We start from the raw sequence: 17,964 nt of genomic DNA, 5'->3' as shown, positions 1-17,964 counted from the left end.
CCTTAAACAATGGCACGTGCTTGAAATTATCCGAACTGTCCAGAAATGTACTGTTCTGTTTTTTTGTTATCCGGGTTTGTAAAGATTTTATTGGTATCACCAATTTCCATTAGTTCACCCATGTAGAAAAAGGCTGTCTTATCCGATATCCGTGCGGCTTGCTGCATATTGTGTGTCACAATGACAATCGTGTAGCTCTTACGTAATTCATCAATTAATTCTTCTACTTTTGATGTACTAATTGGATCCAGGGCAGAAGTTGGCTCATCCATTAATAATACAGATGGTTTTGTCGCAAGTGCCCGTGCGATACACAGACGTTGTTGTTGTCCACCTGATAATCCCATTCCATTTGTGTGAAGACGGTCCTTTACTTCATCCCACAAAAAGGCATCCTTCAAGCTTTGTTCAACGAGTTCATCAAGAACCTGTTTTTTCTTAATGCCGTGAACTCGCGGTCCATAGGCAACATTTTCGTAGATCGATTTAGGAAATGGATTTGGCTTTTGGAAAACCATTCCGACTTTTTTACGTAAATCCACTAAATCTGGTTTTCCGGACAGCAAGCTATCTCCTTTATATACGATATCGCCTGACATCTTTACACTCGGATTCATATTGATCATTAGGTTTAACGTTTTAATAAACGTTGATTTTCCGCAACCAGATGGTCCAATAATCGCTGTAACCTCTGATTCATTAATATCAAATGAAACGTTTTTTAATGCATGATTTGTTCCGTACCACAAATTAAAATCTTTGACATTGTACACCGTTTGTAATGCCTGTGCTTGTTTCTCCATTGTCATTGTCATGATTTCGTCCCCCTTATCCAAATCGTCCAGAGATATAATCTTCCGTCTGCTTCTCATCTGGATTAGAGAATAGTTTGTCTGTACGGTTATACTCAATTAATTTTCCATTAAAGAAAAAGGCTGTTTTATCAGAAATACGAGATGCCTGTTGCATATTGTGCGTTACGATAACGATCGTATAATCTTTCTTTAACTCAAGAATTAATTCTTCAATTTTTGCCGTTGCAATCGGATCTAGTGCTGAGGCCGGTTCATCTAAAAGTAATACGTTTGGTTTCATCATTAGCGTACGAGCAATACATAGACGTTGTTGCTGTCCACCTGATAATGAAAGAGCTGATTCTTTAAGACGATCCTTCACTTCATCCCATAATGCAGCTTTTTTCAACGAATCCTCTACTCGTTCTTTCCATTCTTTCCGAGGTACATTATGAAAACGCAAACCGTGCGTTAGGTTCTCTTGAATGGACTTTGGAAACGGATTTGGACGTTGAAACACCATGCCAATTTCTTTACGAAGTGCTACCACATTCACTTCTTTAGAAAGAAGATTTAACCCTTGGTACTCAATTTCTCCCGTATTATGTGAGATAGGAATCAAGTCGTTCATGCGGTTGATGCTACGTAAAAACGTTGATTTCCCACATCCAGATGGTCCAATTAATGCCGTAACTGCTTGTTTGTCTATATCTAAATTTAAATGTTGAACCGCATGATTTTTTCCATAATAAATGTTCAGATCTTTTACCGTTAAAATTTGATTTGTATCCACAGCGCTTTCTCCACTCGCCATCTCTTGTCTTTCAGCCGTTACAATGGACATGTGAACGCCTCCCCTTATTAGTTTAAAGCTTATTATTTTGAAGCCGTTAGTTTCTTATGAAGTCTTTTACCAAACCATCTAGCAAATAGGTTAAACAGAAGAACGGCGATAACAAGAACCGCTGATGCTCCGTCTGCAATTTCACGAATGTCTGGTACAAGCCCTTGTGTATTTACCTTCCAAATATGAACTGCTAATGTTTCTGCCGGTCTAAAAATATTTAATGGTGATGTTTCACTAAATGGATTAAGGTTTAACCACTCTAACCGTGGTGTTGTTAGTCCAGCTGTAAATAATAATGCAGCTGCTTCACCGAACACACGACCTGATGCTAAAATCACTCCTGTTAAGATTGACGGGAATGCAGCAGGTAGAATCACCGTACGAATTGTATCCCAATGTGTAATTCCTAGTGCAAAGCTTGCTTCCTTTTGATCACGTGGTACACCTGTGATCGCATCCTCACATACACGAACCATGACAGGAAGGTTAAATACGGTTAGAGCAAGAGCTCCACCGATAATTGTATAACCCCATCCTGTGATGGAAACGAAAAGTAATAATCCAAACATCCCAACAACGATAGATGGTAACGATGCAAGTACTTCGATACATGTACGAATAAAGTTTGTGATTTTTCCCGGCTTTGCATACTCAGCCATATAAATTCCTCCACCAATTCCAAGAGGAACAGTGAAAACCATTGTTAAGAACAAAATATAAAATGAATTAAAGAGCTGTGGTCCAATTCCTCCACCCGCACGAAACGAGCTCGGTGGATTTGTTAAGAAATCAAATGAAATGACGCCAAAGCCTTTATAAAAGATATAGCCTAATAGTCCAGCAAGGATAGCAATAATAATTCCTGCGATCGCTGTAAATAACCCTGTCGCAAGCTTATCAGTCATTTTTGTATTCATTAAAATGACCTCCTAGATGATAAGAATCGAATAATAATGATAAAGATATACGACATCACAAGTAGGATTAAGCCAAGTGACCACAAGACATTGTTATCAACACTTCCTTGAACTGTGTGTCCCATATTTAACGTAATAATCGTTGTTAGTGTACCTGTAGGATCTGTTAATGATTCTGCAATGGTACGAGCATTTCCGATCACCATTTGAACCGCTAGAGCTTCCCCAAATGCTCTTGCCATACCTAAAACGATAGCTGTCAGTAACATTGGCCACGCTGCAGGTAACAGGACTCTGCGAATGGTTTGCCAACGCGTTGCACCAAGAGCAAGAGATGATTCCCTTAACCCATTAGGTAAGGTACGTAGCGCGTCAGTCGCAATACTCGTTACAGTTGGTAGAATCATGACGGAAAGAACAATTGTACCGGCAAGTAGACCAAAACCTTGTCCACCGACATATTGTCTAACAAACGGTACAATTACACTTAAACCAATGAATCCATAAACAACTGATGGTATTCCAACAAGTAATTCAATAACAGGTTGTAAAATTCGTTTGCCCCAAGAAGGTGCAATTTCAATCATGTAGATAGCAGCCCCAACCCCAAGCGGAGCAGCTACTAAAGCAGATAAGATGGTTACTGCAAATGATCCAAAAATAAACGGGAGTGCACCATATACTGGCCCACCATTTGCTTCACTTCGGGTTGGGTTCCAATCAAGGCCCGTTAAAAAGCTGATTGGGTTTACTCCATTCACCACAAATGCCTGAAGCCCCTTAGTCATCAGGAAGAGTGTAATAGATATAGTTGCTAAAATAATAATTGTCGCGCACCCATAAACAATGATTTTCCCTTTGCGCTCAATTTTTTCAGCGTTACGATTATTTTTCTTTAGTAAACGGTCATGGACAGTTTGTTGCTGTGCCGCCATAACAATGGCCCCCTTGCGATAGATATAGAAGATAAAGGCTGGAGAACACCTACGTTCGGTCTTCTCTCAGCCTATTACGTTGTTTATTGTACGTCTGTTTGGTTTCCTTCGGCGTCACGCTCAACTTGCATATCCGTAGATGGAATATATCCAAGCTCTGGAACGATTACTTGTTGAACATCATCGCTCATCATGTAATCAAGGAATGTTTTAGCAAGACCTTCAGGCTCACCATTTGTATAAGAGTGCATATAAGCCCAAACTGGGTATTCACCAGTTGTTACATTTTCATCCGTTTGCTCTACGCCATCTAATTTTAATGGAAGAACAGTGTCATCGTTGTAGTAAGAGAAGGCAAGGTATCCAATTGCACCTTCTGTTTCAGAGATGATTTGTTTAACAGTGTTAGAAGAATCCTCTGTAATTCCTTCAGCTGGCTCAGCACCACCTAAAGCGTAATTTACAAATGTAGCACGTGTACCAGAAGAATCTGGACGGTTAACTAGAGTAATATCAACATCTTCTCCACCAAGCTCAGACCAGTTTGTTACTTCACCAGTAAAAATGTCGATCAACTCTTCAGATGTTACATCTTCAACGCCTACTCCAGGGTGAACAGCAGGTCCCATTCCTACTACAGCGACACGGTGGTCTACTAATTCATCAGCAGGAATTTCTTCTTTCTCTTCAGCAAATACATCAGAGTTTCCGATGTCTACAGAACCATCTGCAACTTGGCTAAGACCTTGACCAGATCCACCAGCCTGTACTTGAATGTCAGCACCAGCGTTAAGACCCATAAACTCTTCAGCTCCAGCAGCCATTAATGGTTGGATAGCACTTGAACCTGATAGTACTAATTGTCCTTCAGCATCGCCACCCGCTGCATCTTCTTCAGTTTCTGAATCCGATCCACCTGTGGAATCAGTTCCTGTGTCATTGCTATCGTCTCCACTTCCACATGCAACAGCAATTACAAGTAGTGCAGATAACATCATGAATAAAAGAAGCTTTTTCAATTTCAATGTAACAACCTCCCTATTTTCTCTCCAAATGTTTTACTAGGCGTTAGCCTCTCTTTCAACTGAAGTATAAGCTTGTTCTATTAAGGAGTTATGATCTGAATGTAAAGATTATGTAAAGAGAAAGAAAGCGCAATCATTTATAAGCGTTTACAATACCAACATAAAAAAGAAACAAACCCTAAAAAGGATTTGTTTCTGTGGTATAGCTATTAAGATTGTTGCTCAATCGTCGGTCCGTATACTCCAGGTACGTTTAGTCCAGCTTGACGTAATAGAACCGTCATTTGTCCGCGGTGGTGGCCTTGGTGGCTTACAAGCATACGCAGTACCGCACCTTTAGGGCTTTCGGATCCAAAGAAATCAACCATGTCAGTGAAGCTATCATCTGTCCACGTATGTTCCACTTGTTCTAAAAGGTTTTGACTATATTCCTTGTACGTATTTACAATTGTTTTTGCATCATCTGGAACTGTGGATGAAGGTTTTCCTACATTCGCAACATCTGCAATGGAAGCAAAAAACGGAATTGTTGTTGTTAGGTGCCAGCCTAGCCAGCCTAGCGAGCTATGACCCTCAACAATGGCTTGATCTAATTTCTCATCCGTAACTGATTCTAATACTTGAAGTGTTAATTGCTTTTCACGAGTCCATTCTTCTAAAAAATCTGCTTTTGTTCTAAACATACGATCTCTCCTTATCTTCAAACATACATTCCATGTACTCGTCTAGTATAGCCAGAATGATGATGAGTGAAAAGGAAAGAGCCTTTAATTATTGAGCTTTCTTGAAATCTGGATCATCAAATGTATGGGCAACCCAACCTTCTGGATCGATAAATAAACGAACAGCAACAACTTGACGTTCCTCTGATAATGTAAAGAAGTGCGGAATATTTACAGGAACAGAAATCACATCACCAGGTGAAAGATTGACATCAAAGTAACCTGTTTCGGCACCTTTTATCACAAATGTACCAGAGCCTGCGGTAATTGCGCGTACCTCGTCTTCTGTATGTGTATGCACCTGCTCAAACTTCTTCAAGAGTACATCCAAATCTGGTGTTTGTTCATTTAAAGCAATCACATCCCATTTTTTGTACCCACGACGCTCTGCAAGCGAACGAATATCTTCATTAAATGTGGAAAGTACTTCTTCCTTATCTGTATCTGTTAGATGACATTCATTTTGTAACCGTTCAGGAAGTTTGGTTGGATCCCAATACTCATATAGCACTTCCTGGCTTTCTAAGAAAGCACGTACCTCAGAATCCTCTTTGATCGTTTGCCCTGTTTGACGAATATGAATAACAGCCATGTTATCTTCCTCCTATTTGGTTAATTGTTTTAGTCTTAAATGGTACTCAAACAAAAATTCAAATGCCTCGAGGTGCTTCTTGGCTTCAAAACCATTTTTGCCCCATACAGTAATGCCGTGATTTCGGATAAGAACACCAAACACACCTGGTTTGATTTCATTTGCAACAGCTTCTGCAAGCCTCGGAAGATCCGCATAATTTGGTACAATTGGAATGGTTATAGCTGCATCTTCTTCCCAAAGGTTAAAAGCTTTAATTAGTTCTTGCTGACGAAAGGTCATTTCTCCCTCATCTGCATACAGCTCTGAAACCACATTATTAGCAACCGTATGTACATGGAGAGAGCATCCTGCATCTGTTTTTTCATAGATTCGTTGATGAAGAATCGTTTCCGCTGAGGGTTTTAATTGATGATCCTCTATGGGCTGGCTGAACTCATCAACTAGCAAAAAGTCCTCTGGGGTTCTCTTTCGTTTATCTCGACCACTAGCTGTTACAAGAAACTGTAGCGGAGAATCTGTCACTTTAATTGAAAGATTTCCACTGGTGCCAGGAAACCAATCACGCGCAGCCAATTCATCCTTAATATCCGCTAACTCTTTCCATTGTGACTCATATGAAAGCTGTATTCCTTTCAACGTATGACCTCCTCCCGCCTTGCTTCGAGATGATGAATCACTTCATGAAAGCTTGTAAACGCTGAATGCTTTAAAGATAGCTCACGACATTTCTCTAACAAAAATGATCCACATGCAAAGACTTCATCCGCTTCTTTTGCTGCCTGCAAATCTGTAATGGAATCTCCAATCACAATTTTGTAGTATGTCTCACTTGGGTAATGTCTTAGGATTGTTGGTTTACAGCATCCACAGTCATTGGAACAAAGCGAGTCGCAACGATGAGGCCACGTAATGTGAATGGTCGGTTGATCAAAACGACTTCCATTGCAGTACAGGCTATGAGTGATTCCAAAAGGCTTAAGAACAGGCTCTACAAAAAAGTCAATTCCCCCACTTACGATTTTCAGCGGAATGTGATGCTCTCTTACAAATTGAAGAAACTCTTGAAATCCTTCACGTACATTTGCCTGCTCTAACACAAATTCAATAATCTCTTCTTTTTTACTCGATGGAATCAATTGAAAGAGCTTGCCCACTCCTGAACGAATAGAGACACGCTCAGCTAGAATGTCATCCTTTATTTCCTCCCACCCAGGAGGATTGACGTATTGCATGATGGCGATAATATTATCTTTTGTTGTAATTGTGCCATCAAAATCACAAAAAATAATAGGTGTCTTTCTCATTTCCTCACTCATTTCTAACTCCCCCATAATTCAAGCGCTGCGTTAAGCTCAGATGATTCCTTTGCTGCATTCGCTAAGGACGTATGAATCACGCCATCAATCGCATCTCTAAATGCCTTCGCGCCGGATCGCGCGCCACTTGGGTGCCCATGAATTCCGCCCCCCGCATTAATCACACAATCACGACCAAAGTCATGAATCAGCTTTGGAGTTAGTCCTGGATGGATACCGGCAGATGGCACAGGAAATGCCTTTTTAAGTTGACCGTCTTCTGTCAATGCATGTGCAATCGCATCTGTTTCTGACTTATCAAGGGCAACACTACCGTAAGGAGATGGGAACAACACTAGATCGGCTCCTGCCAATCGCAATAGCTTTCCTAGCAACACACGGTTTGATATGCCATGAAACGGTGAAGCCGTATATGCCCCGGACACCGCTGGATGTGCCATGATTGGGATATGTATGTCAGCGTCTTCTGCTAATGCCTGTAAGACATCTAACCCGTAGGCAAACACATTAAATAATAGTGCTGTAGCTCCATTCTCTACTGCTTGTTTTGCCTTCTCCTTTAGTTCAAATGTTCGACCAGTTAGATTGACTGCATAGAGCTTTTTCTCTCCGGTCTCTTCATGAATTTGACGTATAATCTTGCTTCCGATCTCCACTCTTTGATGAAAAGGCGTTAATGGATTTTCAAATAAAATCTCATCATCCTTTACTAAATCAACCCCACCTAGAAGTTGATCCGATAATTGCTGACTAAATTCTTGCGTACCCTTGCCGATCATCCCTTTGAAAATACTCATAACAAGAGGACGGTCATATACACGAACTAATTCCCTGACGCCATCAATTCCAAATGCAGGACCAGGGAAAGATTGCTCTAGCTCTGGCGGAAATTCTATATCAATTAACTTTATTTCTCCATCAAGTGATAGCTTTCCAAAAACAGTTGTTAGGATAGCAGGAAGATCGTTTGAAAAATTGGCCAATGGATACGCGATTTTGATGCGCCCCGTGGTGCGTGAATCCTTAAAGTATCTAGTGGTTTGTTCGGCTGATTCTTCTTCAACGACTTCTACCACCTCGCCCTTATGAGCCTGTAGCTGCTTTTTTTCAAGTGCTGGTAAATGCGTCCATGAACCAATCGTTAAACCAAGTGCAATGGACTCTGCCTTTTTATGGAGATCATGTTTTTGATCAAATACTCGGTAAGTAACAGTTATAAAACTCATAAATCGTCTCCTCTCCATACAAACAAAACCGTCCTCTTAAATGAAAAAGAGGACGGTAGTCATTGTTTATCTTGTCCTCTTATCTACCAAGTGATCTTGTGAGAATTAGCACCTTGAATGGACATAATCGTCAAAACAGGTTGCCGGGTATCATCGGGATCTTCCCTCCACCAGCTCTTCATAAGAGTAAAATCATTATTTGTTTTGTAATGTTGATAAATCTACTAAGGATTATGACAGTGTACATCTATTCTGTCAATTAGCAAAAATCATTTTATCAGAATCTATTGACAACTGAATTCTTTCCTCGTAATATTTAAACCAATTACTCTGATTGGGAAAATGAAGGTAACTTCTTCATTAATTGAATATGTAACTCTTATCGAGAGCTGGCTGAGGGAATTGGCCCTGTGAAGCCCGGCAACCGACCTACTCATTCTCACTTATGAGAATGAAAACCTTTAAGGTTTTAAGGCACGGTGCTACATCCAACAGACTCATGCTGAGTCTGAAAGATAAGAGGTTGAATCCTAGTGATCAAGCCTCTTTCTTTCATGAAAGAGGCTTTTTTAATTTATTTTTTATAAATGGAGAGATGAGAAGATGAGAAAATCATTTGGATTCACAACAATTGGAGCAACAACTGCCGCTTTATTTTTACTAACTGGGTGTGGAGATGACTCTGCCCAAGAAGCTCAAGCTGATGTTCAATTGGAAGGTGTACCAGAGCGTTTCGCTGAAGGTAAAGGGGCTAAAGTTAAGGTCATTCGTAAGATTGGAGGCGATGATCATACGGCACAATATCTCGCCGGCGTTCAAGAAGAAGGTAAAGCTTTAGGCTTTGAAGTAGATACATTTATGGCAAACGGTGATACAGCAAGTTACCATGATGCCATATCGCAAGCCATTGATGCCAATTATGATGGACTCATTCTCTCCCACGGTGATGATGCTGCAACAGTGGATGCGGTAAAACGAGCAGTAGATAAAGGAATTGAAGTCGTTACGTTTGATTCCAATCCTGAACTTGAGTCTATTGAAGGTGTCACACTTACTTCTCAGGATGATGAGGAGCTTGCTACTCTAGCATTAAATCAGTTAGTGGAGGATTACAACGAAGAAGCTAACATCCTTTATTTATGGGTTGACGGGTTCCCACCAATGGTTCGACGCGATGCGGTTTATCAAGAAGTGCTTGCTGAGAATCCAGGTATCAATGAATTAGAACGGTTTGGCGTAGCCTCTGAAGATACTTCTACCCAAACTCAAAATGCTGTAGCCGCCCTTTTAAACAAATACCCTGAAGGTGAAATTGATGCCATTTTTGCAACATGGGATGCATTTGCTATCGGTGCAGCTCGCGCACTTGAAGAAGCTGGTCGTGATGAAATTAACATTTATGGTATTGATGTATCAAACGCTGACCTTCAGATTATGCAAGAGGATCAAACGACATGGCAATACACGGCTGCTGTTGATCCAAAATTAATTGGAACGATTAACTTACGACTTCTTGCAAAGAAGTTGGCTGATGAAGAGACGCCTCAATTCTATGATTTAGAAGCTTCCCTAATTTCAAGCGATCAGCTAAATGAGGCATCAGGTGTGAATATGGTTTCTTTATCTGAGGTCATCCCAGGATGGGGTCAATCAGAGGCCTTTGAGGAAGACTGGATGAAAACATTAAAAGAACATAACAAGCAGTAGGTGATGTTATGGAATTACAAATGAACAACATTTCAGTTACGTATCCAGGAGTTCGGGCACTTGACGCGGCATCATTTACAATTAAAAGCGGATCTGCGCATGCATTAATTGGTGCAAATGGCGCGGGAAAGTCAACGTTAATGAATGTCTTATCAGGTGGCGTTCCCCATTACACAGGAACCATTTTAGTAGACGGTGAACATATTTCCATTCGGTCAGTAAAAGAAGCGCAGCAGCAAGGCATTCAAATTGTTCATCAAGAAGTGGATACAGCTTTAGTCCCCTATGCGACGGTTGGAGAAACCATCCTGATGCGTGAGTATGGTAAAAAGAAAAGCCGTACATTCATACGGTGGAAATCACTCCACGAAAAAGCGTCAACTTCTTTGCGTTCTTTAGGGATTAACATTTCGTCAAAAAAGCTAGTAAGTGAGCTTTCGCTTGCAGAGAAGCAAATGGTTTTAATCGCAGCAGCCGTTATGTCAGAATGTCGCTTGCTCATTTTGGATGAACCGACAGCACCACTCAGTTTAACTGAGACAAATCGCCTCTTCACAATAGTACGCGAATTACTTGCGAAACAAGTTGCTGTTGTATTTATCTCTCATCGTCTTCCAGAGCTTTTTGAGATATGTGACACGATTACAGTCATGAAAAACGGACGCCATGTATCTACTAACCTGTCTTCAAACACTTCCATCAATCAAGTAGTTGAAGATATGTTGGGAGAACCATTAAGACAACAATATCCCGATCGTTCTTCCACAATCGGAGAGTCATTACTCATTGCAGATTCACTTTCAGATGGCCACAAGGTCCAACAGGCTTCTCTTCATGTTCGAGGTGGGGAGATTATTGGCCTTGCGGGATTGGTTGGTGCAGGCAAAACAGAGCTTTGTAAACTGTTGTTTGGGGCAAGCCCGACCAAGTCTGGATCCCTTACATTTAAAGGCCATACTGTGACCTTTTATTCTCCTTATCAGGCCGTCAAATCTGGCTTGGCACTTATACCAGAGGAGCGTCGAAAAGAAGGTGTAATGGTTCAAGAATCCATTCAAACAAATGTAACAGCCTCTACACTAAAAAAACATAGTAGTCTGCTTGGATGGCTCAATCGATCAACACAGAAAAAGAGTGCAACCAAAATCATTTCAGATCTAAGTATTAAAACCCCAACCGCCGATACCCTAGTCCAGCATTTATCAGGTGGTAATCAACAAAAGGTCGCAATTGGAAAGTGGTTAGCCACTGATGCAGATGTGTATATCTTTGATGAACCAACCAAAGGGGTAGATGTAGGAGCCAGAAAAGATATTTTTACTATTATTCATGAGCTTGCTGCGCGTGGAAAAGGGGTCATCTATGCCTCATGTGAATTAGCAGATGTGATTGGTATGACAGATCGGATCTACGTTCTCTATGATGGACAAATTGTTAAGGAATTACGAACGGCAGAGACAAGCGAAGAAGAGCTTCTCTACCTTTCTACTGGAGGAAATCAAGATGTCTGAACCCGATGTGAACCATTCTTCATCTTTCACTATCTTTCAATTTTTGTATCGCTATGGAACGATCATCCTTATCCTTTTATTAATTGTCGGCTTCTCGCTAGCAAATTCTTCTTTTTTGCAGACGAGTAATGTCATCACCATTCTGAGGTCGATCTCCATTGTCACAATCATTGCAATTGGTATAACGATCTCATTGGCAGTGGGAGGATTTGATTTATCCGTTGGTTCCACCGCTTCATTGTCCAACGCTGTTGTCATGTCTATGTTTGTTTGGTATTCACAAGCAACTCTTGTAAGTGTAAGTATTGCTATCATTGCTTGTTTAGTAGTTGGATTATTTAATGCATTTATGATTGTCAAAATTAAAATTCCGGACTTGCTCATGACGTTAGCGACGATGTTTATTATTCAAGGTGTTGCTCTTACCTACACCAGGGGGGCCACTATCTCTGAAAACATGATCATGTCAGATGGAAGTTACGCAGAAGGTTCCATCCCTTCATTCTTTTCAAATATTGGGCAGGTACCCTACATTATTATCATCATGTTAATCTGCGTTGTTTTTGTTCATCTGTTTTTAACTTATACAAAACATGGCCGAAGCCTTTATATAATCGGCGGAAACGAAGAAGCAGCAAGGCTATCAGGAATTGCCGTTAATAAATATAAAGTGTTAGCTTACCTTCTTTCTGCTTTTTTTGCCGCTCTCGGTGGAATCGTCTTAGCTTCCAGGGTCATGACCGCAGAAATTAATGCCGGTGGCTCGTATTTAATGGACGCTGTGGCTGCGGCCTTTATAGGCTTTGCTGTCTTTGGTGCTGGCAAACCGAATGCCATAGGTACCTTTATTGGAGCTATTCTAATCGGTGTGTTAGCAAACGGGCTTGTGATGTTGAGTGTTCCTTATTATGCGATGGACATTGTAAAAGGCTCCGTACTCGCTTTCGCCCTTGCCATTACCTATTATAAATTAAAGTAAATGGAGGAATTCCTGTGACAACCTTTACTGATCGTTACTTCACAATGACAGAAACAGAAGCCATTGAATACGCCAAAACCTTATCAATCTTTCCCGAAGACTCTACTATCACATGTGAAGAGATTGGTGACGGGAACTTAAATTATGTCTTTCGATTAGTCGATCCACAAACCTCTCAATCAGTTATCATTAAGCAAGCTGGTCCTGTTGCCAGAATTTCCGACGAGTTTAAAGTGTCACCCGATCGGAATCGAATTGAACATGATATCCTAAAAATACAAGGAGAACTAGTTCCCGAATATGTACCAGAGGTCTATCATTATGATCCCGTTATGAATTGTACCGTGATGGAGGACCTTTCGGATTACACCATTCTCAGAAAAGCATTTTTGCATAAACAAACGTTTCCGTTGCTTAGCGATCATCTTTCCACATTTCTCGTTCAAACATTGCTCTTAACGTCCGATCTTGTACTTAATCATAAAGATAAGAAGGAGCAAGTAAAAGCCTTTATTAACCCTGAGCTCTGTGAGATAACAGAAGATTTAGTGTATACAGAACCATTTTACGACTGCCCACGAAATGAAGTATTTAGCGAGACTCTTCCTTATGTTCAAGAAGAATTTTGGGGAGATGAACAATTAGCGTTAGAGACGGCTAAACTCAAGTTTCAATTTTTAACGAAAGCTCAGTCACTCATTCATGGTGATTTCCACACTGGATCGATTTTTGTAACAGAAAACCAAACAAAAGTGATTGACGCAGAATTTGCTTTTTATGGACCAGCTGGCTACGACGTCGGTAATATCATTGCTAATTTAATCTTTGCTTATGTTAATGGTGAACAAACGATTGATGATCCGGTTGAACGTGAATCGTATACATCGTATGTACTTACAACGATTCGAGAAATTATTGATCAATTTAAGGAAAAGTTCACATATGCCTTTTATGATCAAGTCACAGAACGAGTCGCCGAATACCCTGGGTTCTTAGAATATTATTTGGAGGAATTACTTACAGACACGGCTGCTGTTGTAGGTCTTGAGCTTGCACGCAGAGTCATTGGTCTCGCACCTGTTGAAGACCTTACAAGTATAACGAATCCGACCAAACGAGCAGCTGCTGAGATAGCGTGCTTGAAGGCGGCAAAGGTGTTTATTTTAAATAGACAGGATTTCTTTCATGGAGAAGATTTCACTCGTGTCATTAGTGAATATGCGTAAGGAGAGATAGTAAATGAAACAGCTTATTGATGTCATTCAATCCGTTCGTCTATCTGATGATGGAGAGGCTTTGGTGATATTAGATCAAACCCTTCTTCCTGGCCAAAAGGTATACGAGGAATTAAGAAAACCGGAGGACGTTTGGGATGCCATTGTTCAACTAAAAGTACGCGGCGCACCTGCCATTGGAATTGCAGCCGCATACGGAGTGTACTTAGCAGTAAAGCATAGTTCCGCAAATACAATGGATGAGCTAAGACATACGTTTCTTAAAAGTAAAGCGTACCTTACCTCGTCCCGCCCTACTGCCGTGAATTTATTCTGGGCACTCAACCGAATGGAAGCTCGATTTGAACAATTACTCAATCATTCAAATGGAATTGAAGTAGTTATTACCGGATTACGAGAAGAAGCAAAAGCGATTCAATTAGAGGATGAACAAGTATGTGAAGCGATCGGTGAATATGCCCTCACTCTTCTTGAACCTGGCTTCGGCATTTTAACTCATTGTAATGCTGGAACAATCGCAACAGCTAAATACGGTACCGCACTGGCTCCGATCTATCTCGGGCAGCAAAAAGGTTATGATTTTAACGTATTTGCTGATGAAACTCGTCCTTTGCTTCAAGGTGCAAGATTAACCGCTTGGGAGCTTTCTGAAGCAAATGTTGATGTCACGCTTATTTGTGACAACATGGCTTCAATTGTTATGAGTGAGGGTAAAATTCAAGCTGTACTTGTTGGGTGCGACCGAGTCGCTGCAAACGGAGATACTGCGAACAAAATTGGAACATCAGGTGTTGCCATTCTTGCAAAGCATTACGGCATTCCTTTTTATGTATGTGCCCCTACTTCGACGATTGATTTTGAGTGTCAAACGGGACAAGAAATTGTCATTGAAGAACGCTCGGCTGAAGAAATTACATCAAAGTGGTATACTGAACCTATGGCACCTAAGAATGTTAAAACCTATAACCCTGCTTTTGATGTAACCGATCATTCCTTAATTACAGCAATCGTAACAGAGAAAGGAATTTTCAAAGCAGATCAATTACATGAATTACGCGAACAATAAGGGTGAGCCAGTCTCACCTTTTTTATGTTTGATTAGAAATGGGGTACATTGTATGAAAAAACATGTCATTATCGGGGCAGGCATTCTCGGAGCATCGACAGCCTATCATCTTGCAAGGCTTGGAGCAGATGTGACAATAATCGATCGCGAAGAACCTGGCCAAGCAACGCAGGCAGCCGCTGGAATCATTTGCCCGTGGATCTCTCAGAGGCGAAACAAAGCCTGGTATTCATTAGTGAAGGCAGGAGCCGCCTACTACCCTTCTCTGATTCGTAAATTAGAAGCAGACGGAGAATCGAATACTGGTTATGCAGAGGTCGGAGCGATTAGCTTACACGCCGATTCTAAAAAGCTTGACGATCTGATTAAGCGAGCTGAAAAGCGAAAGGTTGATGCACCGGAAATAGGTGAGATTACACGCCTATCAGCTGAAGAGGTTCAAGCACTATTTCCTCCTATAGCAGAGGGTGTTGAAGGTGTGCATGTAAGTGGAGCAGCACGAGTAGACGGCGGCGCTCTAAAGGATGCATTAGTGCGAGCTGCTGTAGGACACGGAGCAAAATACGTCTTTGGAGATGCCGTTTTACAGAAGCATGAAAATCAGGCTATTGTACAAGTTGATGATGTAGATTATGATTCCGATCATCTTATCGTAACAGCTGGCGCTTGGGCAGATGAACTACTAGCTCCGCTCGGAATAAACTTTGAGGTCAAGGCTCAAAAGGCGCAGATTCTTCACCTTGATATGGAGTCTAAAGCAACAGAAGATTGGCCTGTCATCATGCCACAAGGAGATCAATACCTTCTAGCTTTTCCAAATGGTCGAGTGGTTGCTGGTGCGACTCATGAAGACGAAGTTGGATTTGATCCACGTGTGACAGCAGCTGGCGTCTCAGAATTATTAACTAAAGCCCTTCACAATGCACCGGGTCTTGCAGACGCAACTGTTCAAACCGTCAAAGTTGGCTTTAGGCCTTTCACCCCTAATTTTCTTCCGGTCATCGGACGAGTCCCAAACCTTCCTTCTGTTCTTGTAGCGAATGGATTAGGTGCATCTGGATTAACAATGGGACCGTACGTTGGAGCAGAATTAGCTAAATTAGCTATGGATGAAGAGTCCTCGATTGACTTATCACACTATGATTTATCAAATGCGATTAAAAAGGAAATCGTTTAATTAACCAGACGATTTTCTTTTTTTTTCACCCTCCATGCTTCAAAAATATAATTTCACACCCTATTCATAACGACAGATTTTCTGACGATAGATGGAGTATGGAGGGATACACACTTGAAAAAGAAAAAAAGATTGTTACAGCGCATCTCAGTTAAACTTACTCTATTTATTGTAGCTTCTTTAATTGTTTCTACTGCATTAACAGCAGGCATGGGTTATTTATTTGCCAAAGAGCAGTTAACAAACTCAGGCAAGCTAGATATTCAGCATTCAGTTGATGCTGCCCTATCATTGCTTGAATCATTACAAATGGATGTGGAAGCGGGTACATTAACACTCGACGAAGCACAGGAACGTGCTCGAGTCCTCATTTCCGGGCCAAAAACAGATTCTGGTTATGATATCAGCCAAGCAAACGTTTCGTACAAGGTTGATGGCTACATGGTGGCTTATTTAGAAGATTACACTGTACAGCTTCATCCTACTTCTACGATCGGAGAAATTCCGAACGATACAAAAGTTCAAGAAATGCTGGTGGCTTCTGCTACGCAAGAAGCTGCAGAAAACCGTTATACAGAATATGAACGGACTCAGGAAAATGGAGAAATTGTTGATAAAATTGCGTATATGACATATTTTGAACCGTGGAATTGGCACATCGGAATGACAGCTACTACGAGCGAATTTTATGAAGAGGTAGACGCATTTGGTGTCTTCATGATTTGGGTAATCAGCATTATATCAGTGGTTGTTTTTGTTCTAACCTACTTTGTTATACGTAAGAAAGTTCGTACATTGGGTCAAGTAGCCAATGTAGCTAATCAGATTTCTGATGGCAATCTTCAAGTAAGTGAATTACCTACAGGACCTGATGAAATTGGTCAGCTAGGCCACGCCTTTAATTCAATGTCTAAGCAATTAAAAACCTTACTTTCAAGCTTACAGGAAAAAGGTTCAAGTGTACTTGATCAAGCAACAGATCTTTCTGCCATCTCTGAAGAAACATCAGCTAGTAGTGAAGAAATTGTACGAGCAATTGATGAGATCCGCTCAGGAACTCAAGAACAAGCAACACACTTAGAGCAAACAACAACACAAACTAGCGGCTTGCTTCAGTCTGTGTCTGCCATGAATGAGCAGAAGGAAGTAATGAATGAGGCAGCAAACCGTTCAGGTCATGCTGTAGCAAAAGGGAAAGAAATCATTTCAACGCTTGAGACATCGAATCAGGCTTCTTTAGATGCTTCAGACCGTATAAGTGTCGGCATTACGAATCTCTACTTAAAAATACAAGATATCTCGAGTATTACAGCTGTTATCACAAGTATTTCTGAGCAAACGAATCTATTAGCTTTAAATGCAAGCATTGAAGCTGCTCGTGCGGGAGAACACGGTCGAGGCTTTGCCGTTGTAGCAAGTGAAGTGAGAAAGCTCGCGGAACAAGCAAATATTCGTACGAATGAAATCAAACAAATGATTGACAGCATCGAGAAAGAAACAGAAAAAACCGTATTATTAATGGGAGAAACAAGTACGTATTCTACTGAGCTTAGTAAGGCTGTTAAACAGACTTCCGATGAATTTATAGAAATTGATACAGCTATATCTAATATCGCTACGACGATAAAACAACTAGAATCTGAATTAACCCATGTAACAACATCTACTGATACGATTCAAGAAGCGATTGAACACGCTTCAAGTGTGTCTGAGGAAACAGCCGCTTCTGTTGAGGAAATGTCTGCATCGTTAGAAGAACAAGGAAATGCCATTCAAAATGTAGCAAAAGCCGCTGAAAGTTTAACTGGATTAAACCAACAGCTACAAGAGGATTTATCTTATTATCGACATGATTAAACTTGTTAGAAGAGAACATAAGGCAAAGGATTCTGTGACAGAATCCTTTGCCTTT

The 17,964-nt window shown here is 40.9% G+C and carries 17 protein-coding genes and 2 riboswitches; of the genes, 7 read left to right on the top strand and 10 right to left on the bottom strand.

Annotated features, from left to right (window positions below; translation table 11 throughout):
* Window positions 1–26: 26 nt before the first annotated feature.
* From pstB (JNO66_RS16505) to JNO66_RS16460, 10 genes are all read right to left on the bottom strand, one after another.
* The gene (pstB, locus tag JNO66_RS16505) at window positions 27–809 is read right to left on the bottom strand and encodes a phosphate ABC transporter ATP-binding protein PstB (RefSeq protein ID WP_203090268.1); all 783 of its coding nucleotides are present in this window, start codon (window positions 807–809) and stop codon (window positions 27–29) included.
* A 19-nt stretch (window positions 810–828) separates the two neighbouring features.
* On the bottom strand, window positions 829–1,608 hold the full coding sequence (gene pstB / locus JNO66_RS16500) for a phosphate ABC transporter ATP-binding protein PstB (protein ID WP_246483335.1): 780 nt from the start codon (window positions 1,606–1,608) through the stop codon (window positions 829–831).
* Between the two features lie 62 nt (window positions 1,609–1,670).
* Window positions 1,671–2,558, bottom strand: coding sequence for a phosphate ABC transporter permease PstA (gene pstA / locus JNO66_RS16495; RefSeq protein ID WP_203090026.1), 888 nt, complete (start codon window positions 2,556–2,558; stop codon window positions 1,671–1,673).
* A complete protein-coding gene (pstC, locus tag JNO66_RS16490; protein WP_203090024.1) occupies window positions 2,558–3,493 on the bottom strand; it encodes a phosphate ABC transporter permease subunit PstC in 936 nt (311 codons plus the stop codon). The genes pstA and pstC overlap by 1 nt, the downstream gene beginning before the upstream one ends.
* An 83-nt stretch (window positions 3,494–3,576) precedes the next feature.
* Entirely contained in the window at window positions 3,577–4,518 is a 942-nt protein-coding gene (locus JNO66_RS16485; RefSeq protein ID WP_203090022.1) for a phosphate ABC transporter substrate-binding protein, read from the bottom strand.
* A gap of 209 nt (window positions 4,519–4,727) precedes the next feature.
* Window positions 4,728–5,201, bottom strand: a complete 474-nt coding sequence (locus JNO66_RS16480; RefSeq protein ID WP_203090020.1) for a DinB family protein — start codon at window positions 5,199–5,201, stop codon at window positions 4,728–4,730.
* Between the two features lie 88 nt (window positions 5,202–5,289).
* Complete coding sequence (locus tag JNO66_RS16475; RefSeq protein WP_203090017.1) at window positions 5,290–5,832, bottom strand: cupin domain-containing protein; 543 nt, start codon at window positions 5,830–5,832, stop codon at window positions 5,290–5,292.
* Between the two features lie 12 nt (window positions 5,833–5,844).
* The gene (locus JNO66_RS16470; RefSeq protein WP_203090267.1) at window positions 5,845–6,462 is read right to left on the bottom strand and encodes a methylthioribulose 1-phosphate dehydratase; all 618 of its coding nucleotides are present in this window, start codon (window positions 6,460–6,462) and stop codon (window positions 5,845–5,847) included.
* A 5-nt stretch (window positions 6,463–6,467) separates the two neighbouring features.
* Window positions 6,468–7,151: a 2-hydroxy-3-keto-5-methylthiopentenyl-1-phosphate phosphatase gene (locus JNO66_RS16465; RefSeq protein WP_246483325.1), complete on the bottom strand. Its 684-nt coding sequence runs from the start codon at window positions 7,149–7,151 to the stop codon at window positions 6,468–6,470.
* A gap of 2 nt (window positions 7,152–7,153) precedes the next feature.
* Window positions 7,154–8,377, bottom strand: coding sequence for a 2,3-diketo-5-methylthiopentyl-1-phosphate enolase (locus JNO66_RS16460; protein WP_203090014.1), 1,224 nt, complete (start codon window positions 8,375–8,377; stop codon window positions 7,154–7,156).
* Between the two features lie 76 nt (window positions 8,378–8,453).
* Window positions 8,454–8,564, bottom strand: a riboswitch (SAM riboswitch).
* Window positions 8,565–8,753: 189 nt separating this feature from the next.
* Window positions 8,754–8,899: riboswitch (SAM riboswitch) on the top strand.
* A gap of 81 nt (window positions 8,900–8,980) precedes the next feature.
* Between JNO66_RS16460 and JNO66_RS16455 the strand changes: the two genes are divergently transcribed.
* From JNO66_RS16455 to JNO66_RS16425, 7 genes are all read left to right on the top strand, one after another.
* Window positions 8,981–10,084: a sugar ABC transporter substrate-binding protein gene (locus JNO66_RS16455; protein WP_203089999.1), complete on the top strand. Its 1,104-nt coding sequence runs from the start codon at window positions 8,981–8,983 to the stop codon at window positions 10,082–10,084.
* An 8-nt stretch (window positions 10,085–10,092) separates the two neighbouring features.
* Window positions 10,093–11,595 carry a sugar ABC transporter ATP-binding protein gene (locus tag JNO66_RS16450; RefSeq protein WP_203089996.1) on the top strand — a complete coding sequence of 501 codons (1,503 nt, stop codon included), beginning with the start codon at window positions 10,093–10,095 and terminating at the stop codon, window positions 11,593–11,595.
* The gene (locus tag JNO66_RS16445) at window positions 11,588–12,574 is read left to right on the top strand and encodes an ABC transporter permease (RefSeq protein ID WP_203089993.1); all 987 of its coding nucleotides are present in this window, start codon (window positions 11,588–11,590) and stop codon (window positions 12,572–12,574) included. Before JNO66_RS16450 ends, JNO66_RS16445 begins: the two co-directional genes overlap by 8 nt.
* A gap of 14 nt (window positions 12,575–12,588) precedes the next feature.
* On the top strand, window positions 12,589–13,800 hold the full coding sequence (mtnK, locus tag JNO66_RS16440; protein ID WP_203089989.1) for an S-methyl-5-thioribose kinase: 1,212 nt from the start codon (window positions 12,589–12,591) through the stop codon (window positions 13,798–13,800).
* 13 nt (window positions 13,801–13,813) lie between these two features.
* Entirely contained in the window at window positions 13,814–14,875 is a 1,062-nt protein-coding gene (gene mtnA, locus JNO66_RS16435; protein ID WP_203089986.1) for an S-methyl-5-thioribose-1-phosphate isomerase, read from the top strand.
* Between the two features lie 52 nt (window positions 14,876–14,927).
* Window positions 14,928–16,052, top strand: a complete 1,125-nt coding sequence (locus JNO66_RS16430; protein WP_203089983.1) for an NAD(P)/FAD-dependent oxidoreductase — start codon at window positions 14,928–14,930, stop codon at window positions 16,050–16,052.
* Between the two features lie 114 nt (window positions 16,053–16,166).
* A complete protein-coding gene (locus tag JNO66_RS16425; protein ID WP_203089980.1) occupies window positions 16,167–17,909 on the top strand; it encodes a methyl-accepting chemotaxis protein in 1,743 nt (580 codons plus the stop codon).
* The last annotated feature ends 55 nt before the right edge of the window (window positions 17,910–17,964 follow it).

It is taken from the genome of Alkalicoccobacillus gibsonii, from assembly GCF_016798245.1.
GTDB lineage: Bacteria > Bacillota > Bacilli > Bacillales > Bacillaceae_D > Alkalicoccobacillus > Alkalicoccobacillus gibsonii.
Note: the sequence above shows the minus strand (reverse complement) of the source record. Positions and strands in the feature narration are given on the sequence as shown.